24 protein-coding genes are annotated in these 25870 nt (G+C 70.3%); 5 read left to right on the forward strand and 19 right to left on the reverse strand.

Annotated elements, in window-relative coordinates; all coding sequences use genetic code 11:
- Together HPF_RS22290 and ssb are read right to left on the reverse strand one after the other, a co-directional pair.
- Positions 1-1245: a sensor histidine kinase gene (locus tag HPF_RS22290; RefSeq protein ID WP_133157862.1), complete on the reverse strand. Its 1245-nt coding sequence runs from the start codon at positions 1243-1245 to the stop codon at positions 1-3.
- Positions 1246-1382: 137 nt separating this feature from the next.
- Complete coding sequence (gene ssb, locus HPF_RS22295; protein WP_066156964.1) at positions 1383-1883, reverse strand: single-stranded DNA-binding protein; 501 nt, start codon at positions 1881-1883, stop codon at positions 1383-1385.
- Between the two features lie 161 nt (positions 1884-2044).
- Here ssb and HPF_RS22300 point away from each other — a divergent pair, with 161 nt between their 5' ends.
- Complete coding sequence (locus HPF_RS22300) at positions 2045-3424, forward strand: chloride channel protein (RefSeq protein ID WP_084397366.1); 1380 nt, start codon at positions 2045-2047, stop codon at positions 3422-3424.
- Between the two features lie 15 nt (positions 3425-3439).
- On the opposite strand, the gene HPF_RS22305 is transcribed toward HPF_RS22300, so the two are convergent.
- Entirely contained in the window at positions 3440-4624 is a 1185-nt protein-coding gene (locus HPF_RS22305; RefSeq protein ID WP_066157172.1) for an MFS transporter, read from the reverse strand.
- A 130-nt stretch (positions 4625-4754) separates the two neighbouring features.
- On the opposite strand from HPF_RS22305, the gene uvrA reads away from it, so the two are divergent.
- Positions 4755-7811, forward strand: a complete 3057-nt coding sequence (gene uvrA, locus HPF_RS22310; protein WP_133157863.1) for an excinuclease ABC subunit UvrA — start codon at positions 4755-4757, stop codon at positions 7809-7811.
- 3 nt (positions 7812-7814) lie between these two features.
- Here the strand turns inward: uvrA and HPF_RS22315 are convergent, their stop codons facing one another.
- The 6 genes from HPF_RS22315 to HPF_RS22340 form a co-directional block, all read right to left on the reverse strand.
- On the reverse strand, positions 7815-8639 hold the full coding sequence (locus HPF_RS22315; RefSeq protein WP_066156969.1) for a MipA/OmpV family protein: 825 nt from the start codon (positions 8637-8639) through the stop codon (positions 7815-7817).
- Between the two features lie 69 nt (positions 8640-8708).
- Positions 8709-9338 (reverse strand): glutathione S-transferase family protein, encoded by a 630-nt coding sequence (locus HPF_RS22320; RefSeq protein WP_066156971.1) that lies wholly within the window; start codon positions 9336-9338, stop codon positions 8709-8711.
- 13 nt (positions 9339-9351) lie between these two features.
- A complete protein-coding gene (gene pyrF / locus HPF_RS22325) occupies positions 9352-10191 on the reverse strand; it encodes an orotidine-5'-phosphate decarboxylase (RefSeq protein ID WP_207959244.1) in 840 nt (279 codons plus the stop codon).
- A gap of 9 nt (positions 10192-10200) precedes the next feature.
- Positions 10201-12399 carry a CotH kinase family protein gene (locus HPF_RS22330; protein ID WP_133157864.1) on the reverse strand — a complete coding sequence of 733 codons (2199 nt, stop codon included), beginning with the start codon at positions 12397-12399 and terminating at the stop codon, positions 10201-10203.
- Entirely contained in the window at positions 12396-13220 is an 825-nt protein-coding gene (locus HPF_RS22335) for a polyphosphate polymerase domain-containing protein (RefSeq protein ID WP_133157865.1), read from the reverse strand. Before HPF_RS22335 ends, HPF_RS22330 begins: the two co-directional genes overlap by 4 nt.
- Complete coding sequence (locus HPF_RS22340; RefSeq protein WP_127805747.1) at positions 13210-13773, reverse strand: DUF4956 domain-containing protein; 564 nt, start codon at positions 13771-13773, stop codon at positions 13210-13212. The genes HPF_RS22335 and HPF_RS22340 overlap by 11 nt, the downstream gene beginning before the upstream one ends.
- A 141-nt stretch (positions 13774-13914) precedes the next feature.
- Here HPF_RS22340 and HPF_RS22345 point away from each other — a divergent pair, with 141 nt between their 5' ends.
- Positions 13915-14802, forward strand: coding sequence for a DMT family transporter (locus tag HPF_RS22345; RefSeq protein WP_127805746.1), 888 nt, complete (start codon positions 13915-13917; stop codon positions 14800-14802).
- A 1-nt stretch (position 14803) separates the two neighbouring features.
- Here HPF_RS22345 and HPF_RS22350 read toward each other — a convergent pair whose 3' ends face one another.
- From HPF_RS22350 to tsaB, 4 genes are all read right to left on the reverse strand, one after another.
- Positions 14804-15571, reverse strand: coding sequence for an alpha/beta fold hydrolase (locus tag HPF_RS22350; RefSeq protein ID WP_066156988.1), 768 nt, complete (start codon positions 15569-15571; stop codon positions 14804-14806).
- An 85-nt stretch (positions 15572-15656) separates the two neighbouring features.
- Complete coding sequence (locus HPF_RS22355; RefSeq protein ID WP_133157866.1) at positions 15657-16523, reverse strand: uracil-DNA glycosylase; 867 nt, start codon at positions 16521-16523, stop codon at positions 15657-15659.
- Positions 16520-17089 carry a ribosomal protein S18-alanine N-acetyltransferase gene (gene rimI / locus HPF_RS22360; RefSeq protein ID WP_133157867.1) on the reverse strand — a complete coding sequence of 190 codons (570 nt, stop codon included), beginning with the start codon at positions 17087-17089 and terminating at the stop codon, positions 16520-16522. The genes HPF_RS22355 and rimI overlap by 4 nt, the downstream gene beginning before the upstream one ends.
- Positions 17086-17838: a tRNA (adenosine(37)-N6)-threonylcarbamoyltransferase complex dimerization subunit type 1 TsaB gene (gene tsaB, locus HPF_RS22365; RefSeq protein ID WP_207959246.1), complete on the reverse strand. Its 753-nt coding sequence runs from the start codon at positions 17836-17838 to the stop codon at positions 17086-17088. The genes rimI and tsaB overlap by 4 nt, the downstream gene beginning before the upstream one ends.
- A 45-nt stretch (positions 17839-17883) precedes the next feature.
- On the opposite strand from tsaB, the gene dacB reads away from it, so the two are divergent.
- Complete coding sequence (dacB, locus tag HPF_RS22370; protein WP_133157868.1) at positions 17884-19512, forward strand: D-alanyl-D-alanine carboxypeptidase/D-alanyl-D-alanine endopeptidase; 1629 nt, start codon at positions 17884-17886, stop codon at positions 19510-19512.
- Between the two features lie 19 nt (positions 19513-19531).
- Here dacB and HPF_RS22375 read toward each other — a convergent pair whose 3' ends face one another.
- The 4 genes from HPF_RS22375 to purE form a co-directional block, all read right to left on the reverse strand.
- Positions 19532-19777, reverse strand: coding sequence for a hypothetical protein (locus HPF_RS22375; RefSeq protein WP_066157000.1), 246 nt, complete (start codon positions 19775-19777; stop codon positions 19532-19534).
- 108 nt (positions 19778-19885) lie between these two features.
- On the reverse strand, positions 19886-20890 hold the full coding sequence (locus tag HPF_RS22380) for an L-threonylcarbamoyladenylate synthase (RefSeq protein ID WP_133158213.1): 1005 nt from the start codon (positions 20888-20890) through the stop codon (positions 19886-19888).
- A gap of 11 nt (positions 20891-20901) precedes the next feature.
- Positions 20902-22137, reverse strand: a complete 1236-nt coding sequence (locus HPF_RS22385) for a 5-(carboxyamino)imidazole ribonucleotide synthase (RefSeq protein WP_133157869.1) — start codon at positions 22135-22137, stop codon at positions 20902-20904.
- Between the two features lie 4 nt (positions 22138-22141).
- On the reverse strand, positions 22142-22630 hold the full coding sequence (gene purE, locus HPF_RS22390; RefSeq protein WP_066157005.1) for a 5-(carboxyamino)imidazole ribonucleotide mutase: 489 nt from the start codon (positions 22628-22630) through the stop codon (positions 22142-22144).
- Between the two features lie 153 nt (positions 22631-22783).
- Here purE and trxA point away from each other — a divergent pair, with 153 nt between their 5' ends.
- Entirely contained in the window at positions 22784-23752 is a 969-nt protein-coding gene (gene trxA, locus HPF_RS22395; RefSeq protein ID WP_133157870.1) for a thioredoxin, read from the forward strand.
- Positions 23753-23758: 6 nt separating this feature from the next.
- On the opposite strand, the gene HPF_RS22400 is transcribed toward trxA, so the two are convergent.
- Entirely contained in the window at positions 23759-24727 is a 969-nt protein-coding gene (locus HPF_RS22400) for a Bug family tripartite tricarboxylate transporter substrate binding protein (protein WP_133157871.1), read from the reverse strand.
- A gap of 57 nt (positions 24728-24784) precedes the next feature.
- Positions 24785-25714 (reverse strand): dihydrodipicolinate synthase family protein, encoded by a 930-nt coding sequence (locus HPF_RS22405; protein ID WP_133157872.1) that lies wholly within the window; start codon positions 25712-25714, stop codon positions 24785-24787.
- Between the last annotated feature and the right edge of the window lie 156 nt (positions 25715-25870).

Genomic DNA, 25870 nt, shown 5'->3' on the forward strand with positions numbered 1-25870 from the left:
TCAGCCCCGGGTCTGCGGCGGTCTGGGCAGCGACACCACGAACCGCGCACCCTCGTTGGGGCGGGCGTGGAAGCCGATCTGCCCGCCGTGCCGCCGGACGATGCCCAGGGCGTTCGCCAGCCCGATGCCGTGCCCGGGGTAGTCGCTTTCGGCATGCAGCCGCTGGAAAACGCCAAACAGACGGTCGGCGTGCTTCATGTCGAACCCGATGCCGTTGTCCTCGACCGCGATCTCGTCCATGTCGATGCCAGCGCTGCAGGTGACCGAGACCCGCGGGCTGGGGTGCTTGCTGCTGTACTTGATCGCGTTGCCCAGCAGGTTCTGGAACACGATGCGGATGAGCGCCGGATCGGCCCACACCCTCGCCTCGTCAGGCCACTCCAGCAGCGGCGCCCGGTCGGCGCCGCCCACCAGCTGGGCGGCGATGTCCGCGAGCAGCGCCGGCAGGTCGACCCACTGGCAACGGGGCTCGGCCTGGCGGTTGCTCGAGTAGTCGAGCAGCGCCTCCATCATGACCGCCATCTTCGACCCCGCCTGCAGCACGGCCTCGACACAGCTTCGGGCTTCGGGGTCCTGGCCGACGCTGTCCAGTCCGAGCATCAGCTCGCCGTAGCCCATCATGTGCCGCAGGGGCGTGCGCAGGTCGTGCGAAATGGAGTAGGCAAACGAGGCCAGCTGCCGGTTGGCCTCTTCCAGATGGGCCGTCTGCCGGGCGACCTCCTGGGTCAGCGAGGCCGACAGGGATTCGAGCCGCTGCTCGTAGCGCATGCGGTCGATCTCGACCCCGGCCCGCGCCGCATGCATCTGGACCAGCGCCCGCAGCTCCGCGGAGTCGGGCAGCAGCTTGTCGTCCAGCAGCACCAGCAGCCCGATGCCCTGGCCCTGGGTGTCGAAGATGGGTGCCCCCAGGTAGCTGCTGACGCCCATCTCCTTGAGCAGCGCGTCCTCCGGGAACTCGGCACAGACGTCGCCGGAGTAGACGCACATGCCTTTGCCGACGATGCTTTCGCAGGGAGAGCCCGACAGGTCGTAGCTGAAGTTGGGCGAGAGCGCGCCGCCGATGGCGGTGGCCAGGGAGTGGACCGTCTGGTCCTCCCCCGGGCCGATGACCCCCACGAACACGTACCGGACGCCCAGCAGCCGCCCGAGCCGGGACACCATGTTCTCGCAGCAGCGCAGCCCGACCGAGGTGTCGCCGGCCAGCTCGAGCAGGCCCTGCCGAAGCACGTGCTGTTCCTGATGCATGCGATGACCCAAATGAAGCCTGTTACCTCGGCAGTTCGCCCCCGGACTTGAACCCTGATACGGCGCCGAGCCGACAAAAAAGCCCGCACCCCGGAGAGGGAGCGGGCCTGGTGAGCGGTGGGGCCGTCTCCTTCGAATCAGAACGGGATGTCGTCGTCCATGTCGTCGAAACCACTGGCCGGACGGGCGGCCGCCGGAGCGGGGGCCGGTGCCGGACGGGGCGCGGGCGCCTGGCGCGGCGCGGCGGCCGGACGGCTGTAGCCGCCACCACCACCGCCCTCGTCGCCACCGCCCATGCCTTCGCGGCCGCCGAGCAGCTGCAGTTCGGTGGCGATGATGTCCACGGTGTTCTTTTCCACGCCGGTGGCCTTGTCCACATAGGTGCCGTACTTCAGGCGGCCTTCGACGTAGATCGGGCGGCCCTTCTTGACGTATTCGCCGGCGATTTCGGCCAGGCGGTCGTAGAAGGTGACGCGGTGCCACTGGGTGTCTTCGATGGTCTCGCCGCTGTTGCGGTCCTTGCGCCGGCTGGAGGTGGCCACGCTCACGTTGGCCACCGCCTGGCCCGAGGGCAGGTAACGGATTTCGGGGTCGCGGCCGCAGTTGCCGACGAGGATGACTTTGTTGACGGATGCCATGGATGAACCCTGCTGAACTGGAACCAGGCGCCGCGACGGCGCCGGGGCGGTCGGACATTGTGCCGCAAGTGCCCTTCTTCCCCGCCGTCCGACCCGCGAAGACGACCTGTGAACTGAGATAAACCGGCCGGGGGCACGCTTGCTTCTACACTGCGGGGCCCATGAAAGGTGAGCCGGACTTTTTCCAGAACCTGCAGGACGAGCTGTCGGACGGACGGGGCTGGCTGGACCGGTCGATCGTGCTGGCCTATGCCGTTGCCGCCGGCCTGTGCGTGGTGATCTTCACCCTGATGAGCGAAACCGCCTTCGAGTGGTTCGCGCACCTGCATGCCCGGTCGCCCTGGGCGGTCCTGATCTGGACCCCGGCATTGACCGCCTTCATCGTCTGGGCCACACGCCGCTTCGCGCCCGGCGCCGCCGGCTCCGGCATTCCGCAGGTGATGACGGCCCTCGACCCCCACCTGCCACGCGACATGCGCCAGCGGTTCGTGTCGATCCGCCTGACCGTGGCCAAGATGCTGCTCGGCTCCATGAGCCTGCTCGCCGGACTGTCGGCCGGGCGCGAGGGGCCTTCCGTGCAGGTGGCCGCAGGTGTGATGCACAACGCGCGCCGCTGGCTGCGCCCCGGCTCGGGGATGAACGATCACGCCCTGCTGGTCGCCGGCGGGGCGGCCGGCATCGCGGCAGCGTTCAATGCGCCGCTGGCCGGCGTGGTGTTCGCCATAGAGGAACTGTCCAAGAAACTCGAGTCGCGCAACAGCGGCCTGATCATCGCGGCCATCGTCCTGGCAGGCCTGGTGAGCATTTCGGCTTTTGGCAACCTCAGCTATTTCGGTTCGGTGGCCGTGACCCGGCTGGGCTGGGGCGCCCTGCTGCCCGGCCTGTCGGTGGCCATCGCCTGTGGTGTGCTCGGCGGCCTGTTTGCGCGGCTGCTGGCCGCCTCGGCGGCGGGCATGCCCGACCGCTTCAGCGCCTTCCGCAAGCGGTACCCGGTGCGCTTTGCCGCCGGCTGCGGGCTGCTGATCGCCATCATCGGCCTGGTCACGGACGGCGCCACCTTCGGGGCCGGTGCCGAAGAAGTGCGGCACATGCTGGCCGGCGAGAGCGACGCGTCCCGTCTGTATGTGCTGCTCAAATTCGTCGCCACCTGGCTGACCACCTGGAGCGGCGTGCCCGGCGGCATCTTCGCGCCCTCGCTGTCCATTGGTGCCGGCGTCGGCCACGACATGGCCCAGCTGGTGGCGGGCGCGCAGTTCCAGACCCTGGCACCGAGCCTGATCGCCATGGGCATGGCCGGCTTCCTGGCTGCGGCCACGCAGGCGCCGCTGACCTCGTTCATCATCGTGATGGAGATGATCGACGGCCGTCCGATGGTGCTGAGCCTGATGGCCTCGGCCATGATCGCCAGCCTGATCGCGCGTCTGATCAGCCGCCCGCTTTACAGCACGCTGTCGGGGCTGATGATGCGGCCCCTGCGCGAAGCACAGGCCCGCGCACGGGAGGCGAAGGAAACCGCGCCCCCGCCGGACGGCGCCAGCTGAGTCCGGAACGGTGTTTCAGCCCTTCGGCGCGGGCGCCTTCATCGGCCAGGCCACCACGAACCAGACCAGCGTCGCCACCGCACAGGCGGCGAACAGGCCAGTCGGCCCCTGGGTGCGGGCCAGCCAGCCGCCGACGGCGCCGCCGACAAAGAAACCCACCGACTGCAGCGTGTTGTAGACCCCCAGCGCGGCGCCGCGCGCATGGGCCGGCGCCAGCTTGGACACGAGGCTGGGCTGGCTGGCTTCCATCATGTTGAAACCGATGAAGAACACGAACAGCAGGCCGCCCAGGGTCCACAGGCCCGGTGCTGCGCCGGCCACGGCCCACAGGCCCAGCTGCACCGCCAGGATCAGGCCGATGGACACCAGGAAGGCCGCGCGCAACCGGCCTTTGCGCTCCATGGGGAACAGCACGCCGCCCATGACCAGCAGCGAGGCCGCCACCGCGGGCAGGTAGACCTGCCAGTGGTCCGCCTTGGCCAGTCCGGCGTCCACCAGCAGCGCAGGCAGCGCCATCCACATGGCCAGTTGCACCGCGTGCAGCACGAACACCCCCAGGTTCAGGCGCAGCAGGCCGGCGTGGCGCAGCACCTCGCCCAGGCCGCCGCGCACCTGCTGCATGTCCGACGGCTTGTGAACCACCGGCTCGGGTGGTGCCACCCACAGCACCACGGCGATGCCCAGCAGCGCCAGCGCGCAGGTCATGGTGAAGATGCCCGAGAGGCCAACCCAGCCGGCCAGCAGCGGGGCGATCACCAGCGACAGCGCGAACATCAACGCGATGCTGGCGCCCACCATGGCCATGGCCTTGGTGCGCACGGCGTCGCGCGTGACGTCGGCCAGAAAGGCGGTGACCGCGGCCGAGATGGCGCCCGCGCCCTGCACCGCGCGGCCGACGGCCAGCCAGGTGAGGTCCGGCGCCCAGGCGGCGATGGCACTGCCCACCGCGAACAGCAGCAGGCCGGCGACGATGGTGCGCTTGCGGCCGAAGCGGTCGGACGCGGTGCCGAAGGGGATCTGGAGGAAGGCCTGGGTCAGGCCATACAGGCCCATGGCGAAGCCCACCCGCGCCGGATCGTCGCCGCCGGGCAGGCGGGCGGCCTCGAGCGCGAACACCGGCAGCACGATGAACAGGCCCAGCATGCGCAGCGCGAACACCAGGGCCAGTGAGGCGCTGGCGCGGCGCTCGTCGGGTGTCATGCGGGAGGAGTCGGTCGAATCCGGGGTGGCGGTGGTCGGGGACACGGCGGAATGTGCGGTCGAGGCAAAGGCGTGATTGTCGGTCATGGCGCGCCCCGGGGTTTGGCCGGGAAAGGACCGGCCTCTTATCATGTCGGGTTGCCCATCTGATGCCCCTCCCGTGGATTCCAAGCTCACCGCCCCCGCCGCCCACCCCACCGCCACCACCCTGTCGGTGCGCGGCGCGCGCACGCACAACCTCAAGAACATCGACCTGGACATCCCCAAGCAGTCTCTGGTGGTGATCACCGGTCTGTCGGGTTCGGGCAAGTCCAGCCTGGCGTTTGACACGCTGTACGCCGAAGGCCAGCGACGTTATGTGGAGAGCCTGAGCGCCTACGCCCGGCAGTTCCTGCAGCTGATGGACAAGCCCGACGTGGACCTGATCGAGGGCCTGTCGCCCGCGATCGCCATCGAGCAGAAGGCCACCAGCCACAACCCGCGCTCGACCGTGGGCACGGTGACCGAGATCCACGACTACCTGCGCCTGCTCTACGCCCGCGCCGGCACGCCCTACTGCCCGGACCACGACCTGCCGCTGGCCTCGCAGAGCGTGGCGCAGATGGTGGACACCGTCCTCGCATTGCCCGAGGGCACGAAGCTGATGATCCTGGCGCCGGTGGCGCGCGAGAAGAAGGGCGAGTTCGCCGACCTGTTCGCCGAGATGCAGGCCCAGGGCTATGTGCGCTTCCGCCTCAACGGCGAGGTGGTGGAGGCCGAGGCCCTGCCGGCACTGAAGAAAACCGAGAAGCACAACATCGACGTGGTGATCGACCGCATCAAGGTGCGCTCGGCCGACGAGGAAGGCACGAACCCGCAGCGACAGCGGCTGGCCGAGAGCTTCGAAGCCGCCCTGCGCCTGGCCGAGGGCCGCGCACTGACGGTGGACATGGACACCGGCGCGGAACAGGCGTTTTCGGCCAAGTTCGCCTGCCCGGCCTGCACCCACACGGTGGGCGAGCTGGAGCCGCGCCTGTTCTCCTTCAACTCGCCGCTGGGCGCCTGCCCGGCCTGCGACGGCATCGGCCACACCGAGGTGTTCGACCCCGAGCGCGTGGTCGCCTTCCCCACACTCAGCCTGGCCAGCGGCGCCATCAAGGGCTGGGACCGGCGCAACGGCTACTACTTCGCGATGATCGAGAGCATCGCCGCGCACTACAAGTTCGATGCCGAGGCGGCCTGGGAAAGCCTGCCCGAGAAGGTGCAGCAGGTGCTGCTCTACGGCTCGGGCGAAGAAGAGATCAAGTTCAGCTACGCGCTGGAATCGGGCGAGCGCGCCGGCAAGAAGATCGCCAAGAAACACCCCTTCGAAGGCATCATCCGCAACTTCGAGCGCCGCTACCGCGAGACCGACAGCGTGGCCGTGCGCGAGGAGCTCGCACGTTACCGCAGCACCCAGCCCTGCCCCGAATGCGGCGGCACGCGGCTGCGCAAGGAGGCGCGCCATGTGTTCGTCGGTGAAGGCGAACAACGCCAGCCCATCTACAAGGTCAGCCACATCACCCTGGGCGAGGCGCTGGACTACTTCCGCCGCCTCGAACTGCAGGGCGCAAAAGCCGACATCGCCGCGCGCGTGGTGAACGAAATCCGCCAGCGCCTGAAGTTCCTCAACGACGTGGGCCTGAACTACCTGAGCCTGGACCGCAGCGCCGACACCCTGAGCGGCGGCGAGGCCCAGCGCATCCGCCTGGCCAGCCAGATCGGCAGCGGTCTGAGTGGCGTGATGTACGTGCTGGACGAGCCCAGCATCGGCCTGCACCAGCGCGACAACGACCGCCTGATCGGCACGCTGCAGCACCTGCGCGACCTGGGCAACACCGTGCTGGTGGTCGAGCACGACGAGGACATGATCCGCACCGCCGACCACGTGATCGACATCGGCCCCGGTGCGGGTGTGCACGGCGGGCGCGTGATGTCGCAGGGCACGCCGGCGGTGGTGATGGCCGACCCCAACTCACTCACCGGCCAGTACCTCAGCGGCGCGAAAGAAATCGCCGTGCCCACGCGGCGCACGCCCTGGCTGCCGGTCATCAAGCCCGAGGAGAAGGCCGACCCCAAGGCTTCGGCGGCCAAGTCCCGCTTTCCCATGAGCCCGGCCGCCGAACGCCGCGCCGAACGCCAGGCAGCGCACGAGGCCACGCTGGGCGCGCTTCAGGAAATCCGCGTGCGCGGCGCCAGGGGCCACAACCTCAAAGACGTGAGCGTGGCCTTCCCGGTGGGGCTGCTGACCTGCGTGACCGGCGTTTCGGGATCGGGCAAATCGACGCTGGTGAACGACACCCTCTACGCCGCCGTGGCGCGCACGCTCTACCGTTCGCACGACGAACCGGCCGAGCACGAGGCCATCGAAGGCATCGAACACTTCGACAAGGTCATCAACGTCGACCAGAGCCCCATCGGCCGCACACCGCGCAGCAACCCGGCCACCTACACCGGCCTGTTCACCGGCATCCGCGAGCTGATGGCCGAGGTGCCGACCGCGCGCGAACGCGGCTACGGACCGGGGCGCTTTTCCTTCAACGTGGCCGGCGGCCGCTGCGAGGCCTGCCAGGGCGACGGCGTGGTCAAGGTGGAGATGCACTTCCTGCCCGATGTCTATGTGCCTTGCGAGGTCTGCCACGGCCGGCGCTACAACCGCGAGACGCTGGAGGTCCAGTACAAGGGCCGCAACATCGCGCAGATCCTGGACATGACGGTTGAGCAGGCGGCCGAGTTCTTCAGCGCCGTGCCCACCCTGCACCGCAAGCTGCAGACCCTGCTGGACGTGGGCCTGAGCTATGTGCGCCTGGGCCAGAGCGCCACCACGCTCTCGGGCGGTGAGGCGCAGCGCGTCAAGCTGGCCCAGGAGCTGAGCAAGCGCGACACCGGCCGCACGCTCTACATCCTGGACGAGCCGACCACCGGCCTGCACTTCGCCGACATCGAGCTGCTGCTCAAGGTCTTGCACCAGCTGCGCGACGCGGGCAACACCATCGTCGTGATCGAGCACAACCTTGATGTGATCAAGACCGCCGACTGGCTGATCGACATGGGCCCCGAAGGCGGCTCGGGCGGTGGCACGGTGGTGGTGCAGGGCACGCCGGAAGACGTGGCGGCCTGCGAGGCCAGCCACACCGGGCGCTATCTGGCGCGCTTGCTCAGTCGCTGAGGATCAGCGCTTGCCGCGGAAAGCGATGCCGGCGCTGATCGAATGCGTGGTCTTGCGGCCCACCAGTGGGCTGCGCGAGGGCGCCGACAGCATGCGCGAGAGGTCCAGGCCACCGAACAGCACCCAGTGCTCGCTCAGCACATGGGTGTACTGCAGGCTGGTGCGCATGTTCTCCCAGCCACTGCTGAGGGTGAAGGGCGAACGCCCGACGCTCTGGGCCGTTTCGGGCGTGATGCCGTAGTGGGTCTGCAGGTAGGTCTCGTTGCCGTAGGTCGCGCCCAGCCCGAAGTCCCAGTAGCTGTGTTCCGTCAACGGGTGGCGGTAGCCGAGCCCGGCCGACAGCCGGGACCCGCCCCGCCGCCCCAGCAGGTCCTTGTCGATGCTGGTGCTCCAGCTCCAGCGCTCGCCCAGCGCCGAGCCGGTGGAAATGCGGGCGCGCAGAGTGGACGGAATGTCGGGCAGGCCGCGAAAGCGGGGGTCGCCACCGAAGTCGCGCCCGTTGTCCATGCGCAGGGAAGCGCCCAGGCGCCAGTCGTTGAAGATGCCGAAGTCGGCGCTGACCCCGGTTTCCAGTTCCTCCCGGCCCGCCTTGAGCAGGCTGGAGGCGCGGGAGCGCGACACCCGGAAAGGCCCCAGCTGGAAGGCCCACATGGGCTTGAAGTCGTAACGCACCGGTGCATCGCCGATGTGTCCGTTGCCGGACACGACCGAGGCGCCGATCAGGTAATCGCCTTCGATGGTGAGCCAGTCATCGTCGGCAGCGGACGCGGCGACGGCGGACGCACACAAAACCAGACCCAGGCCCGAGCGATGACAAATGGACAGCATGGGCGCAGATCATAGCCACCCAACATGAAGGGCCCCACGGATGCCCCGGCGGGGCGTCCGGCATTGGGTTCAGGCCCGTGCGGCGGGGCGCTGCGCGACCCGGTCGCGCCAGGCTTGCAAGGCGGAAAACCCTTGCTCGCCGGCGTTGAAGCGCATCAGTTTCGCGAACTCGATGGCACAGAACGCAGTGATGTCGGCGATGGTGAAGCGCTCGCCCGCCATCCAGGGCTGGCGCTGCAGCTCGGCATCAAGCCAGGCCGCGGTCTCGCGCAGCTTCTCGCCCTGCGAGCGGCCGAAGTCGGGGAACTGCGGCTGCTCCAGCGGCGCCAGGCCTGGGTGGGTGTGGCGCACGCAGTTGGCGATGGGCAGCAGGAAGTACCACTCGATGCGCCGGTCGGCCATCTCGATGAAGGCCCGCTCGGTGGCGTCCACGCCCATCAGGTTGGGCTCGGGGTGCTGCCCTTCGATCCAGGTGCAGATGGCCCGGGTTTCGGTCAGCACGCGCCCGTCGTCGAATTCCAGCGCGGGGATGCGCGCCAGCGGACTCTTGGCGCGGAAGGCGGCGCTCTTGTGTTCCTGGGCGTTGAGGTCGACGTTCACCAGTTCGATGCCGGCCGCGGCCAGGTCGATGCCCTTTTCGGCCAGGAACATCTGCACCCGGCGCGGGTTGGGGGCGCGCGGCGACACATAGAGTTTCATGGTCGCCCCCCGCTCAGGCTTTGGCCGCGTTCAGGACCTCGCGCGTGCGCAGCGCCTCGGCGCGCGCGGCGGCCGCAAAGTCGGTACCGCCCGAGGCGTAGAGCACGGCGCGCGAGCTGTTGACGATCACCGGGCCAGTGGTCGCCCCGCCCTGCGTGCGGTAACCGGCGCGGATCGTGGCCACCGCGTCGCCGCCCTGTGCGCCCACGCCGGGAATCAGCAGCGGCAGCGTCGGCGCAATCTCTCGAACCCGTTCGATTTCATCAGGATAGGTGGCACCGACCACCAGGCCGAGCTGACCATTGAGGTTCCACGGACCTTGCGCCAGTCGGGCGATGTGTTCGTAGACACGCGGGGTGCCTTCCGTGAAGGCCAAGAATTGGTTCTGCAGGTCGTCGCCACCGGGGTTGGAGGTGCGGCAGAGCAGGAAGGCACCCTTGCCGTGGTACTTCAGGTAGGGCTGCACCGAATCGAATCCCATGAAGGGCGAGAGCGTCACCGCGTCGGCGCCGTAGCGTTCAAACGCCTCGATGGCGTACTGCTCGGCGGTGCTGCCGATATCGCCGCGCTTGGCGTCCAGGATCACCGGCACCTGCGGTGCCACCGCCTTCATGTGCCGCATGAGTTTTTCGAGCTGGTCTTCGGCGCGGTGCGCGGCGAAGTAGGCGATCTGCGGCTTGAAGGCGATCACGGCGTCGGCCGTGGCCTCGACGATGGCGGCGCAGAAGTCGTAGATCTTCGAGGCGTCGCCCTTCATCGCCGCGGGGAACTTGGCCGGATCGGGGTCGAGGCCGACGCAGAGCAGGGACTGGTTCTGGCGCTCTGCCGCGCCCAGCATGTCGAGGAAGGTCATGCCCGAATTTTACGAACCCTGCGGTCGCGCGGCGGTGCCCGCCGGCTCGCAGGACGGGCCCAGCACGGGCCGCAGCACCAGCGGCTGGTCCACCACCAAGTCCAGCGAGGCCGCACGGACGCCCTGTCCCTGCCAGCCCTGGACGCGGCGGCACGGGCCTTCGAGCACCTCGATCTTCAGCGCCATGCCCTTGAAGTAGCGCAGCGTCACCGGCTGCGACGGATCGCCCTCGTGGCGCATACCGTTGACCTGCAGCACCGCGCCCGGCACCAGCGGCCCCAGCTGGATCGCCACCGGCGCCTCCAGCCCGAACAGCGACTGGAACTCCGCCAGTTGCGCCCCCACCCGCTGGCTGGCAAACCCCTTGACGTGGCGGACCGAGCGCTCCCAGGCCGCCACGTCGGCCGGCACGCGCCAGCGGTTGATGTGGTGCGGCACTTCGGTGGCGATCTCCCCGCGGTACTGGTCGACGAATCGGTGCACGCGCTCCGGTGCGAAGCGGGTGTTCAGCAGGTCCACATAGCGCTGCAGGAACCGCGCCCGGACCGCCGGGTCCTTCATCAGCGCGCGGAACAGCCGGGTGCTCCAGGCCAGGTCCGGCCGGCCGCGCGGCCCCTGCTCCGACAGCATGTCGGTGAGCTTGGGGGTGCCCGGCACGTGGAAGGAGGCGTCCATGTCGTTGGCCGGCCAGTGCCATTTGCGGTGTGCCTGGGCCCGCGGGGGCACCGAGGCCGACGGACGCACGCGCCAGGCCTGCATGTTGTTGAAGGGCCAGTCGATGTTGCCGACGTAGATCTGCGCGATGTGCAGGTCGATGTAGCTGGCCAGGTCCATCTCGGCCTCGGCCACCGGCCCCACCGGCCGGCCCGCCGCCGTGGCGGCCTCGATGCGCCCGATCAGGTCCAGCCATTCGGGCGCCATGCCCGGCTGCTCCTCGGTGACGCCGTAGTTGCGGCTGAGCTCGATGTCCGAATCCTTGACCCCGGCCAGCCCGGCGAAGTGGTCATCGCCCAGGCGCTCGCGCAGGTTGAACAGCCCCCAGTACTCACCGTTCACAAACACCGACACCGGTCGGCTGCGCGAGACCTCCAGGTGCAGACCGTCCAACACCCGGTGCAGCACGGCGTCCCGGAACAGCGCCCCTGTGCGGTCGTTGCCCGCGTTGCGCAGGATGACCTGCTTGGCCGGGAACGGCCGGTCCATGGTGCCGAACGCGTCCATGTCGTCCTGGCCGTAGCGCTTGCGCGCGTGCAGGCGCATGGACTTGTTGGTCGCCGCCCGGCTGAAGGCCCCGTGCACCCGCAGACCCGCCGACTGCGCGGCCGGCTGGGACTGCAGCCGGCCGTTTTCCATGCCCAGGTATTCGACGTGCACGGCACGCTCGGAGCTGTCGCCCTCGTCGCGCCAGTTGGCATCGGCCGTGCCCGCGGTGGCGGTGTGGTGCGGATGCCGTTCGCGCCAGGCGTCGAAGCGCCGCCCGGCCACCAGCACGCCCTGTTCGTAACCGAACAGGTCCTCGGGATCGGCCGTGAGCGCGACCACCGGCAGACCAAAACGCGCCGGGTTGCCGAAGAAGAAGCTGCGGGTCACGACGTGGCTGCGCTCGCCGCGCGGACCGACCGCCACCGCCCGCACCACCACGGCCCGGTCCACCTGACCATCGCTGGCGCGGGGGTGCACCAGCGCCTGCGCCGGGTCTGCACCCGCCCAGGCGTCGATCCCATTGCGCGAGTACTCCAGGAACTCGTCCCACACCCGCTGCAGCCCATAGGGGTCCGCGCCGGGGGGTGCCGGTGGCAGATGCGCCACCGGCTGGTCGCCGTAGCTGGTGGGGATGCGGGCGTAGCGGCCCGCGCCGCTCATCACGCGGGAGAGCTTGATCGGCCCGCGGTACGGCAGCGTCACCAGCCGCCCTTTTTCCAGCACACCGTCCTTGCTGCGCGGCGAGCGGCGGTAGGCGGTCTTGTACTGGAAGCTGCGCTCGTAGGGGAACTGCACGTAGGGCGTCGAACCGTCCAGCGTGTAGAAGATCGAGACCCCGGCGTCGGGGTGGTAGAGCTTGAGCTTGAAGGTGTAGGGATGGAACCCCGCCTCGTGCGAGAACTGCGGCGGGCTGATGATGTCGGCCGCCTGCGCCGGCCAGCAGGCACAGGCCAGCAGCAGCACCAGCCCGCGCAGGGCCTGGCCCAGACCGGTCAGTAACCTCATGCCGCCACCCCCGCCGCGGCCACCAACAGGGCGGCAGGCGCCACCGGCTGGCAGTCCAGCCGCCGGTGGTTGGCGCCGAAGCGGCTGGCACCGGTCCAGAGCCCGCACGCCAGCAGGCCGATGCAGTACTTGGACATCTGCGTCTGCGGCCGCAGGCCGGCATCGCGCAGCAGGCGGTCGGTCAGCGACATCGGCCGCGCCGACTTGACCTCGACGATCACGCTGCCCGTGCTCTGGTGGACCCCGGGTTCGGTGGCATGGCCGAACGACAGGCCGGTGTCGATGGTGACCCGGGTCTGGTCGCGCGCGTCGAACAGGGTGATGCGCCGGTAGCTCACGTCCAGCGTCGGCAGGAAGCAGCGGTCGGCCGCGGCGCCGGCGATCTGCCGGATGCGGCCGAGCAGGCCGCCGAAGTCGTCGCCGAGGTCCGACGGGTCGCTCAGGGGCACGCGCGACTTGGCGGTCGCCGCCACCCGGGTCTTTTCCTTGAGCTCGCAGAAGGCCAGGCCGCTGTCCTCGTAGCGCCGGATGCGCAGCTTGAAGCGGTTGGCCCGGCCCTGGTTGTGGGCCCGGAAGCACAGCAGGTCGGGCGTGTCGTAGTAGCGGCTCTGGTAGCCGTGCGAGCGCAGGCCGTCGATTTCCAGCACCGTGTGGCTGAAGCGCAGCACGTCGAACAGGCCGTCCAGCGCCGCCGGGTCCAGCACGTACTTGCGCTCCAGCCGCTTGAGCAAGGCGGCCTGCCCGTTCAGCTCGGCCAGGCCGATGGCGGCGAAGCCGGCCAGCCGGGACGCGGGGACGGCGCCCGGACGATCAGTACTCAACCTGCAGCTCCACGGTCTCGGTGATGCCGCACACCCGCACCAGCTGCACGCGCTGCGCCTTCAGCCCGGTCTGGCGGCCCACGGCCTCGACCACCGCGGCCTCGTCGCCCACGTCGAAGCTGCGGTCCATGTCCAGCTTGATGCGCGTGCTGCGCAACGGGCGGCTGAGCCTGGGGTGGTCCAGCACGTAAACCGAGGCCAGCATCGCCAGGATGATGATGAGCATCAGGCCGCGGTCGATCGCGTTGATGGCGAACAGCACCGCCATCGAGGCGCTGCCGAAGAAGTAGGCGATGTCCACCCGGGACAGCTGCTCGGAGCGCAGCGTGAACAGCGCCAGGATCGCGAACAGGCCAAAACCCGCCGCCAGCGAGAACTGCACGTCTGCCAGCACCGTGAGCACGGCGAACACGAACACGTTGAGCAGCAGGGCGGAGACCGCGGTGTCGCGGTTGTGGTGCCTTCTGTAATAAAGGCCAAACATCAGCACACTGGCTGCGCCCAGGTTGAGCGAGAACCGTGCGATGAATTCCAGATACCAGATGATTTCCATGGGCCGGCGGGCGTTGGTTGGACAACAATCACGACCGACCGGAGGCGTCGGATTCGGGCAAAGCGGACGATTTTATTAAATCCGCTTAAGAATCCGTTCCGCTTCATCGACAACCGCCCCCATCACCGTGATGCTCTGCACATGTCGCTTTCCCGCCAGCAACTCGTTCTGCTCGTCCTGCTCACCCTGGTCTGGGGCATCAACTGGCCGATCATGAAGTTCGGGGTCACCGGCTTTCCACCGCTGACCTTCCGCGCCCTGTGCATGTGGCTGGGGCTGCCGCTGCTGGGCGGCTTCCTGTGGCTGCGCCGCGTGCCCTTCACCATCGGTCGCGAACACTGGCCCGAGCTGGCCCTGCTCACCGTGTTCAACATGTTCTTCTGGCACACACTGGCGATCCTGGCGGTCCAGTCGCTCTCCAGCGGGCGCGCCGCCATCCTGGGCTACACCATGCCGGTGTTCTCGGCCGTGATCGGCGCGCTGTGGTTCGGTCAGCGGCTGGTGACGCGCGCCTGGGCCGGCGTGGCCGCCGCCGCGCTGGGCGTGGTGCTGCTGCTGTGGCACGAGATCACCACCCTCTCGGGGCGGCCGCTGGGCGTGGCGATGATGCTGGTGGCCGCCGCCACCTGGGCCGTCGGCACGCAGCTGATGCGCCGTACCCGCATCGCTGCGCCCACGCTGGCGATCAGCTTCTGGATGACGGTGGCGACCACGCTGTGGATGTCGACGCTGGCGCTGCTGTTCGAGCGCGGCCAGTGGCTGGCCCCCAACCCCGCGCAGTGGGCGGCCATCGCCTACAACGCGGTCGGCGTGTTCGCCTTCGCGCAGGTGGCCTGGCTGGTGCTGGCGCGCGAGCTGCCGCCCATCGCGTCCACGCTGTCGGTGATGTTCATCCCGGTGCTGGGCGTGTTCAGCGGCGCCTGGTGGCTGGGCGAGGTGCTGCACTGGCAGGACTGGACCGCCGTGGCGCTGGTGATGCTCTCGATCGCCACGGTGCTGTGGCCCGCCCGCTCCACCGCGGCCACCTGAGTCACATCGCCTTCATCAGGAAACGTTCGATGGACGTCGCGAGCGCGATCGGCGTCTCGTCCATCGGGTAGTGGCCGGCGTTGGCCATCACCTCCAACGTGGCATTCGGGTAGTGCTGCAGCCAGGTGGCCTTGCAGGTCTCGGCGCCCAGCGCCGGGTCGTGTTCGCCCGCGATCACCAGCACCGGCAGGGTCTGACCCTGCACCCGGTCCAGCACCGAGGTCTTGGCCCAGGCCACCAGGTAGTCGGCCACCGCGGTTTCATCCGAGTGCTGCAGCGAGCGCCGGGCCATGCCGTCGAGCCAGACGCCCGAGAGCCGGTTGCCGGTGGTCAGGTCGATGATGGCGCGGCGCGTGCCCACGTCCTTGGCCGCGGCCGAGAAGAAGGTCCAGCCCGCGTCGTCGAAAGGCACACCCGAGGCCGGCACCGGGGTCACGCCCACCAGGGCCTGCACCCGCTGCGGTGCGTCGGCCAGCAGCTGCTGGATCGCCAGCCCGCCCATCGAATGCCCGACCAGGGCAAAGCGGTCCCAGCCCAGCGCGTCGGCCAGCGCCAGCGCGTCCTGCGCGATCTGGGCCATGGTGTAGGGGCCGCCGCTGTCCTTGCGGTGGCCGTAGCCGCGCTGGTCGAGGAAGGCGTAGGTGAAGGCGTCCTTGTCCAGGTGCTGGACCATGGGGCCCCAGCCGCGGGCATGGCCGAACCAGCCATGCAGGCACAGCACCTTGCGCGGGCCGGTGCCGATGAGGGGGGCGTCGAAGAGCTGGGTCATGGGGGTCTCCCGTCGTTGGTGATGACCGCAGGATCGCGCGACCGGCGCGGGCCGCCAACCCGGGGGAACCCCTGCCCCCGGACCGTCAGAGGCCTTCGGCCGTCTCCATCGCCAGGCACAGGTCTTCCCAGGCCTTGGCCTTGTCGGCCGGGGTGCGCAGCAGGTAGGCGGGGTGGTAGGTCACGATCACCGGCACGCCCTCGTAGCGGTGCACGCGCCCGCGCAGGCGGCCGATGGGCTCCTCCGTCCGCAGCAGCGACTGGACCGCAAAGCGCCCCATGGCCACGATGATCTTGGGCTTCACCAGCGCCACCTGCCGCGCCAGGTAGGGCTCGCACTGTGCGACCTCCTGCGGCTGCGGGTTGCGGTTGGCGGGCGGGCGGCACTTGAGCACGTTGGCGATGTAGGCGCCTTTCGTGCCTTCGCCGCTGCGGGTGCGGCCGACGGCGCGCAGCATGTTGTCCAGCAGCTGGCCGGCCGCGCCCACGAAGGGCTCGCCCTGCAGGTCCTCGTTCTCGCCCGGCGCCTCGCCGACGATCATCCAGTCGGTCCGGGTGTCGCCGACACCGAACACCGTGTTGCGGCGCGTCTTGCACAGGCCACAGGCCTCGCAGCCGGCTACGGCCGCCTGCAGCGCCGGCCAGTCCATCTGCGCCACACCGGCCGGGCGCAGGCGCTCGGCGGCCGTGGGCGGGGCGGCCGGCGCAACGGCCGGTGCCGCAGGAGCCGCTCTTGGCGCGGCGGCTGGCGCAGGATGTGCGGGAGGACGGGGCTCGACCGGCGGGGGCGCCATCGGGGCGGACACCTCAGGCACCGGGGCCGGCGCAAGCTCCGCCGTGACCGCCTCGGCGCGCGGCGCCCAGACGCGCACGCCCATCTCGGCCAGCATGGCGCGCTGGCGCGCGTCCAGATGCGGCACGAACGAGGTGGCGTCGTCGTGGGCGTCGGTCATACACCGCCTCCCGGGCCACGGACCGCCAGGTCCAGGCTCATCACCACCGCGTCCTCGCGCTGCAGCCCCCCGGCCGGGTAGTACCCGCGGCGCAGCCCCACCTGCTGGAAACCATAGCGGGTGTAGAGCGTGCGCGCCGGTTCGTTGCCCGCACGCACCTCCAGCCAGAGCCACTGCGCGCCCTGGCCGCGCGACCACAGCACCAGGGCGTCCAGCATGAAGCGCGCCCAGCCCTGGCGCTGCTGCGCGGGCGCGACCGTGATGTTGAGCAGGTGCACCTCGTCCACGCCGGGCATGGCCACCAGGTAACCCAGCAGCACCCGGCCATCGCCACGCTTGGGGTGCGGCACCTCACCCGGCAGGGGCTCGGCCAGCAGCATCACGGCGGGGTGGCCGCTGGCCAGCGAATCGGCGAAATGGCGCCGCGACCAGGGATGGGCGTAGGCCGTCTTCTCGACCTCGCAGACTGCGTCCAGGTCGGCGTCCGTCATGGGCTCGAAGGCCACCCGGCGGCCGCGCTGGGGATCGGCGACCGCCGCAGGCCAGGGCGCAGCCAGGGCGGTCATGCCCGGCCCTCCCGCTCCAGCGTGGTGCGCGCAACCTTGTCGCGCACGTACAGCGGCAGCGCTTCGCGCGCGTCCACCGTGTGGCCCGCCGCCATCAGCGCCGGCGCCAGCGACAGCAGGGCCTGGGCCGTGGGCAGCGCGGGCTGCCGGGGGAGCGCCGGCAGGTCGAGCCGGTCGCGGTACACCTCGAACACATTGCCGGCCAGCAGGACGTCGCGCCCTTGGTCTGGCGCCACCCCACGCAGCCAGTCGCCCAGGTCCTGCGGGGCACACAGGCGCGGCGCCTGCAGCGGCCCGGTCCGCAACCCGTCGGGGCCGCAGGCGTACAGGGCCACATACATCTCGTCCATGCGGGCGTCCAGCAGGGCAGCGATCGCGGCGGGCACGGCCTGGCCGTCGGCGACCCGCTGCAGCCGGGCCGATTCGGCCAGCGCCAGCAGGGTGTCCACCGGCAGCACCGGCCGCCCTCCCGCGCCGTAGGCCAGGCCCTGTGCGACCGAACAGGCGGTGCGCAGGCCGGTGAACGAGCCCGGGCCGCGCCCGAACACGATGGCGTCCAGCGAGGCCAGCGACCAACCCGCCTGCGCCAGCAGCGTTTGCACGGCCGGCAGCAGCGTGGCCGAGGCCTGGGCCGCGCCCGGTCCTGTGAACGCCAGCGGCGTCTCGCCGGGCGCGCCCGAGCCCAGGGCCACCGACAGGGTGTCGGTGCTGGAGTCGATCGCCAGAAAACGCAGGTCGGAAACAGGCATTCGGGGGATTATCCGTGAGGGGCCCGGACCCATAATCGGCACTCCATGCGACACCCCCTGCACACCGCCCTGCTGACCGGCCTGCTGCTGACCCTGGTCAGCGGCGGTGCGCTCGCACAGGCGCAGGAACAGGAGCTGTCGGCCGACGAGTTGCGGCTCACCCCGGAGGCGGGCCTGCATGCCCCCGGCGCACCATCCGCCACCGCTCCTGCGGCCTTGCCAGCCGCCGGTCCGCGCGCCGCGGCACCCCAGCCCCCCGTGCAGACCGGCCTGCCACCGTCGGTGCTGGCGGCCCTGCAGCGCGCCCAGGTGCCCGCGGCGGCCATGTCGGCCCTGGTGCTGCCGGTCGGTGGCCCCGGTGCCGCCCGGGTGCGCTTCAACACCGAACAGCCGGTCAACCCGGCCTCGGTGATGAAGCTGGTGACCACCTACGCCGCGATGGACCTGCTCGGCCCCGATTTCACCTGGTCGACCCGCTTCTACACCGACGGCGTGGTGGACAAAGGCACGCTGCGCGGCAACCTCTACATCAAGGGCGGCGGCGACCCCAAGCTGGTGCTCGAACGCATCCAGGGCGCCTTCCAGGCGCTGCAGAACCTGGGGGTGGTGGTCGTGCTGGGCGACATGGTGCTGGACAACAGCGCCTTCGACCTGCCGCCGCGCGACCCCGGCGCCTTCGACGGCGAGGCGCTGCGGCCCTACAACGCCGGCCCCGACGCGCTGCTGGTGAACTTCAAGTCGGTGGTGCTCAAGTTCTTTCCCGACCCGGCCGCTGGCGTGGCGCGCGTGGTCAGCGAGCCGCCGATGGCCGGTCTGGCGGTGGACGCCACGCTGCCGCTGGCGCGCGGTGGCGGCTGCGGCGACTGGCGCGGCGCCATCGGCGCCCGTTTCGACGATGTCAACGCGATCCGCTTCACCGGCCGCTACCCGGTGGGCTGCGGCGACAAGGAGTGGCCGGTGGCCTACCAGGACCCGGCCAGCTACGCGGCGCGCGCCCTCGAAGGGCTGTGGCGCAACAGCGGCGGCGCGCTCACCGGCAAGGTGGTCATGGGCCCCACCCCGTCCCGCGCCCGCCTGCTGCACGAGGCCCGGTCGCTGCCGCTGTCGGAGATCATTGCGGACGTCAACCAGTGGAGCAACAACGTGATGGCGCAGCAGCTGTTCCTCACGCTGGGGCAGCTGGCGCCCGCGCGGGTGGATTCGATGACCGTGCCGCGCGGCCGGCTCACGCCCGAACGCCAGGGCCGGCTGGAGCGTTCGCGCGAGATCGTCGCGCGCTGGTGGAGAACCACCTTCGGCATCCGCCACACCGTGCCGGTGATGGAAAACGGCTCGGGCCTCTCGCGCATCGAGCGCATCACGCCCGAGGCCCTGGGCGATCTGCTGCTGCACGCGGCCCGCCACCCCCGCGGCGCGACCTTCGTCCAGTCGCTGTCGGTGGCCGGGGTCAAGGGCACGGCGGCCCGCGTCGGCCGGGAGCCGGGCAGCCCGGCCTATGGCAACGCCTGGCTCAAGACCGGCACGCTGCGCGACGTGACCGGCATCGCCGGCTATGTGAACGCGGGCAACGGTGGTCGTTACGTGGTGGTCGGGTTCATCAACCACCCGAACGCCATGGCGGCACGCCCGGCGCTCGACACCCTGGTCGAGTGGACCGCCGCCCTGCCCGACTGAAGCCGCCGCGGGTGGGGGTTCAGCCCAGCCACCAGACCAGTGCGGGCACGACACACACCGCCAGGACCACCAGCCCGATGCCCAGCCGGCGGTGGTCGCGGCGGGCGATCAGCGCGCGCGCCTTGCGGCGGTTGAGCGCAGCCAGCAGCAGGTCGTCGTCGCAGGTCTCGGCCTGCATGGTGCTGTAGTACTGGTGTCTCGTGGCGTCGTTGATGGCCAGACGGTCGTCGCTGACGCTCTGGAAAGCGAAGTGGTTGCGGTTCACGGCGGGCTCGCAGGTGGTTCGGCGGACGGAGGTGCAGGCGCCCTGACGGGCATCCTGCAGGGGCTATCGGCCGACCGCCGCCGAACTTGAGGGAAAGATTCGCCCGCGTCAGGCCGCGGCGCGCTGCAACCGGTCGCGAACGCCGTCCCACTCGGCGCCTTCGGGCGGCGTCTCGACCCAGATCAGCTTCACGCCGATGGCGTCCAGTTCGCGCAGCACCGCGAACAGCTCCTGCGCGCAGGCGGCGGCATCCGCCGGCATGCGGCGCTGCACCACGGCGCGGGCGGCCCGCTGTGTGGTGCGGGTGTACACGGCGATGTGCTTCGCGTCCTGGCCCAGTACGTCCAGCGCGGCCTGGATCTGCTCGCCCGACATCAGCCGCACCTTGGCGCGCGGCGCGTAGTGCGACTCCAGCGTGCCCGAGGCACGGGGCGCCGCCTCGTCGCGCTCGCGCAGGGGCTGACCGCAGGCGGCCTCGATCTGCGCCGGCGTGAGCATGCCCGGTCGCAGCAGCACCGGGTGCCCGCGCGAGCAGTCCACGATGGTCGATTCGATGCCCACCGGGCAGGCGCCGCCGTCGAGGATGAGCAGTTGTTCGTCGCCCAGCTCGGCGAACTCCTCGGCCACGTGCGCGGCCGTGGTCGGGCTGACACGGCCGAAGCGGTTGGCGCTGGGCGCCGCCACGCCCAGCACGCCATGGGCGCGCGCGGCTTTGAGCAGCGACTGCGCCACCGGGTGCGCCGGACAGCGCACGCCCACCGAGTCCTGGCCACCGGCCGCCACCGCGGCCACCTCGGGCCGGCGCGGCAGGATCAGGGTCAGCGGACCCGGCCAGAAGGCGGCCATCAGCGCCACGGCGAAGTCCGGCACGCTGTGCGCCAGCTGCGCCACCGACGCGCGCCAGTCGCCGGCTTCGGCCGGGGGGATGTGCACGATCAGCGGGTGGTCGCTGGGCCGGCCCTTGGCGGTGAAGATGCGGCTCACCGCGCTGGCGTTGCCTGCATCGGCCGCCAGGCCGTAGACGGTTTCGGTCGGCATGCCCACCAGGCCGCCCGCGGCCAGGCGCTGCGCGGCCTGCTCGATGGCCGCCGGATCGCTGGCGTTCAGGGTCAGGGGCACGGGATTCAGTCCAGCGCGGGCAGGCCGAGCAGGGCGAGGACTTTGGAAGCCGTCTCGCGCACCTGCACCACCGAGTCGCCGGTGATGTTCAGGTGGCCCATCTTGCGGCCCGGGCGGGCGCTGAGCTTGCCGTACAGGTGCAGATGGGTGCCCGGCAGCGCCAGCACCTGCGCCCAGGGCGGCGACACCGGCTGTTCGCTGGCGGCACTGCGCACACCATTGGGGTTGAACCAGAGGTCGCCCAGCAGGTTGACCATGATGGCCGGGCTGTGCTGGCGCGGCACGGGCAGCGGCAGGCCGGCCAGGGTGCGCACCTGCGCCTCGAACTGGGACATGTCGCAGGCGTTCTGCGTGTAGTGGCCGCTGTTGTGCGGCCGCGGCGCCATCTCGTTGACGATCAGGTCGCTGCCGCCCTGGCCATTGTCGACCACGAAGTACTCGACGCAGAGCACGCCAACGTAGTTCAGGTGGTTCGCAATCGCCACCGTGCTGGCCTGCGCGCGCGCCGCCAGATCGGCCGGCACCGCGCCCTCATACACCTCGGTCAGCGCCAGGATGCCGTCGCGGTGGGTGTTCTTCTGCACCGGGAAGGCGACCACCTGGCCGTCGGCGCCGCGCGCCACGATGACCGAGCACTCGCTTTGCAGCGGCATCAGCTTTTCCAGCACGCAGGGCACCCGGCCCAGCTGCTCCCAGGCGGCGGCGAGTTCTTCGCGGTTCTTCACGCGGATCTGGCCCTTGCCGTCGTACCCCAGGCGCGCGGTCTTGATGATGCCGGGCAGCAGGTCGGCCGGCACCGCCGCCAGCAGCTCGGACGTCTCGATGGCCGCGTAGGGCGCCGGGTAGACCCCGCTGATCGGGCCGCACTGCACGAAGTGGGCCTTCTCCTGGATGCGGTCCTGCGCCACGGCCACGCAGTTGGCCGAGGGCGCCACCGGGCGGTGCGCGCCCAGGGTGATGAGCGCGGGCGCCGGCACGTTCTCGAACTCGGTGGTGATGGCGTCGCAGCGCTGCATCAGCTGGGCCAGGCCCTGCTCGTCGTCGTAGGGCGTCTCGATATGGAAGTGCGCCACCAGGCCGGCCGGGCTGGCCGGATCGGGGTCCAGCACCGCGGTGAAGTAGCCCATGGCCTGGGCGGCTTGCACGAACATGCGGCCGAGCTGGCCGCCACCCATGACGCCCAGGGTCATCTGTTGGCCACGGTCTGACAGGGCGCCGGGCAGGAGGGGTTTGAGGCTCATGGGATCAGACAGGCAGGGTCATGTTGCGGGCCGCTTCGGTCTGCTCGGCGCGGAAAGCCAGCAGCCACTGGCGCAGCGCCGGGTCTTCGTTGGCCAGCAGGGCCACGGCGAAGAGCGCCGCGTTGGCGGCACCGGCGGGGCCGATGGCGAAGGTCGCGACCGGCACGCCCTTGGGCATCTGCACGATGGAGTGCAGCGAGTCCACGCCCGACAGCGCTTTGGACATCACGGGCACGCCCAGCACCGGCACCACCGTCTTGGCGGCGATCATGCCCGGCAGGTGGGCCGCGCCCCCGGCGCCGGCGATGATGGCCTTCAGCCCCCGGCCTGCGGCGGCTTCGGCGTAGGCGAACATGTCGTCGGGCATGCGGTGGGCCGAGACCACGCGCGCCTCGTGCGCGATGCCGAAGTCTTTGAGGATCTGCACGGCGTGCTGCATGGTGTCCCAGTCGCTGCTGGAACCCATGACGACGCCAACCAGGGGTGTGCTCATGGGGAAGGCTCTCGTGCGCGCCGGGCGGGCGCTGTTGGAAGGGGACTCGGGTGAAGCCGGAGCCCGCGGGCGGGCGGCTCCGGTAAAGTGCGGATTTTACGTTTCGCGCCACGCCGGCCGCCACGTCCCGCCCCCACACCACCGCTGCACGCCATGATCAACGTCACCGTCGCCAACTTCGAAGCCGAGGTCATCGAAGCCTCCATGCACACCCCGGTGCTGGTCGATTTCTGGGCCACCTGGTGCGGCCCCTGCAAGGTCATCGGCCCCATCCTGGAGAAGGTCGAGGCCGAGTACGGCGGCCGCTTCAAGCTGGTCAAGATCGACTCGGACCAGGAGCAGCAGCTGGCCGCGGCCTTCGGCATCCGCAGCATCCCGACCTGCGTGCTGCTCATGAACGGCCAGCCCGTCGACGGCTTCATGGGCGCCCTGCCCGAGGGCCAGATCAAGGCCTTCCTGGACAAGCACCTGCCCAGCGAGGACGAGCTGGCCGCCCTGGCCGAGGCCGACGAGGCACAGCAGATGCTGGCCAACGGCGCCGATGAGGCCGAGGCCGGCTCCGCGCTGGAGAAGCTGGCCCAGGCCGTGGCCCAGGCGCCCGACAACGACGACCTGCGTTTCGAACTGATCCGCCAGTGCATCAGCCACGGTCTGTTCGAACAGGCCGCCGGGGCGCTGGCGCCCACGCTCTCGCGCATCCCGGTGCCGCTGCGTTTTGACGCGCTGGCCCAGTGGCTCAACGCGTTGGAGTTCGTCGGCACCGACCCGCGCGGGCAGTGGCCGCTGGAGAAATTCGACGAGCTGATCGGCCAGAACAAGCGCGACTTCGAGACCCGCTTCGCCAAGAGCCGCGTGCTGATCGCCATGGGCGAATGGCCCGCCGCGCTCGAAGAGCTGCTGGAGATCATCATGCGCGACAAGAAGTGGGACGACGAGGCCCCGCGCAAGACCTACGTCGGCCTGCTCGAACTCATGACCCCGCCCAAGCCCAAGGCCGACCCGGCCGCGGCCGGCAAGAGCGCCGGCGGCATCGAGCTGGCGGGCAAGGCGGCGGTGCAGGAAGACCCGCAGGCGCAGCTGGTCTCGCAGTACCGGCGCAAGCTCAGCATGGCGCTGAACTGAGCCGCCTCACTCAGGCTTGAAGCCAGCCCCCTTGAGCAGCTCGGCGCTGCGGGTCACGTCGGCGGCCACGTACTTGCGGAATTGCTCGATGCTCTCCTGCACCGGCTCGATCCCCAGGGTGTCGAGGGCGCCCGATTTCGCCAGCTGGTCCACAGCCTTGTTGACGGCCTTGTTCAGCAGCTGCACCCGGTCTTCCGGCGTGCCCTTGGGCGCCCAGACGCCGTACCAGGACTCGTAGACCATGCCGGGATAGCCGCTTTCGGCCGCGGTGGGCACGTCCGGCACCACCTTGCTGCGGCGCGCCATGGTGGTGGCGATGGCCTTGACCTTGCCGCTTTTCGCCATGGCCTGGATCGAAATGATGGAATCCATCAGCAACTGCACATGGCCGCCAGCCACGTCGGCCAGCGCAGGCGCGGTGCCCTTGTACGGCGTCATGGTCAGTTTGAGGCTGCCCTGCTGGGCCAGCAGCAGCGTCGCCAGATGGCTGGGCGCACCCAGGGCCGGCACGGCGGCGGTCCACTTGTCGGGTTGTGCACGTGCGGCGTCCAGCACCTCCTTCAGGTTCTTCTGCGGTGCGCCGGGCGGAATCACCAGCATCAGCGGCGCCTCGCCCACGCGCGCCACCGGCGCGAAGTCGGCCTGCGGGTCGTAGGGCGGGTTGGCCAGTACCTGCCTGGCCAGCACGTGGGTGGCGGCCGAGAACAGCAGGGTCATGCCATCGGGCGTGGCCATCTGCACCGCCTTGCCGCCGATGGTGCCGCTGGCGCCGGCCTTGTTCTCGACGATCACCGACACGCCCAGGTCGGTCTGCAGCTGCCGGCCCAGCAGGCGCGCCGCCTGGTCCACCCCGCCGCCGGCGGCAAAGGGAACGACCAGTTTGAGCGTGCCCGACGGGAACTGGCCCTGCGCCTGCACCGGCGCCGTCAGCGACAGCCCCAGCGCCAGGGCGGCCATCCAGATCTTGGTCTTCATGCTTCTTGTCTCCACGGGTGGATGGTAGGCGCGCCGGCCCGGCGCGCCTGAGGAGTCTCACTGCGCCAGGCCCAGGCCTGCGGCGCGCATGGCGGCGGCGATTTCGTGCTCGGCGCCTTCGGCCAGCGGCAGCAGCGGGCTGCGCACCGTGGCGTGCTCGAGGATGCCGCGCGCCACCAGTGCCCACTTCAACGCCACCGAACCCTCCATGTGCGAGCCGCGGTGGTAGACGTTGGCGGTCACCGGCAGCAGGCGGTCGTGCAGTTCGCGCGCCTTTTTGTAGTCCTTGGCCTTGCCGGCCTTGATCATCTCGACCAGCGGCTCGGGCGCGATGCAGCCATAGCCCACCAGCGCGCCGTCCACGTCGAACATGGTGTGCAGCAAGTACTCGTCGTGGCAGGTCAGGATCTGCAGGTCGGGGCGCTCGGCGCGGATGACCGGGATCTCCCGGTCCCAGCGCTTCATGTTGCGCACACCGTTCTTCATGGCAAACACGCCAGGCAGGGCGGCAATGTCCAGTTGCGTTTCCAGGTCGTAGGTGCACTTGGTCGCGTCGGGGTACTGGAACAGGATCAGCGGCAGGCCGCTGGCCTCGTAGATGGCCTTGTACTTGTCCTGCGGTGCGCCCTTCTGGTAGCCGAAGCGCAGCCAGCCGTGCGAGGGATAGACCAGGCCGGCGGCAGCGCCTGCCTCCACGGCGCGCCGGGCTTCGGCGGCCGCCACCTGGGTGCCTTCGAGCGTGATGCCGGCGATGATGGGCAGCTTGTCGTCCACCGCCTTGCGGAAGGCTTCGATCACCTTGAACTGCTCGTCGCGTTCGAGGAAGGTGCCCTCGCCGGCGTGGCCAAGCACGGTCAGGCTCTTGACGCCGTCCACGCTGGCCAGCCAGCGGCCCAGGCGCTGGATGGCCGCGTAGTCGACGGCGCCGTCGCGGGTGAAGGGGGTCACGGGGGCGGGGTTCAGGCCGCGCAGATCAGGAGCTTTCATGGCATTTCCTCAGCAAGGGGTTCGTTCGGCACAGCCGCCGTGCTTTCTGCCCGGTGACCGCCTGGGCGGCGGGGCCCTGCAGGTCCGCCGCCGTGGAACGGACTGTCGGTCAACGCAACCCATAGCGGAACTGTCTGACGGTACATTTCAGACATA

This window comes from Hydrogenophaga pseudoflava (genome assembly GCF_004353865.1).
Classification (GTDB): domain Bacteria; phylum Pseudomonadota; class Gammaproteobacteria; order Burkholderiales; family Burkholderiaceae_C; genus Hydrogenophaga; species Hydrogenophaga pseudoflava.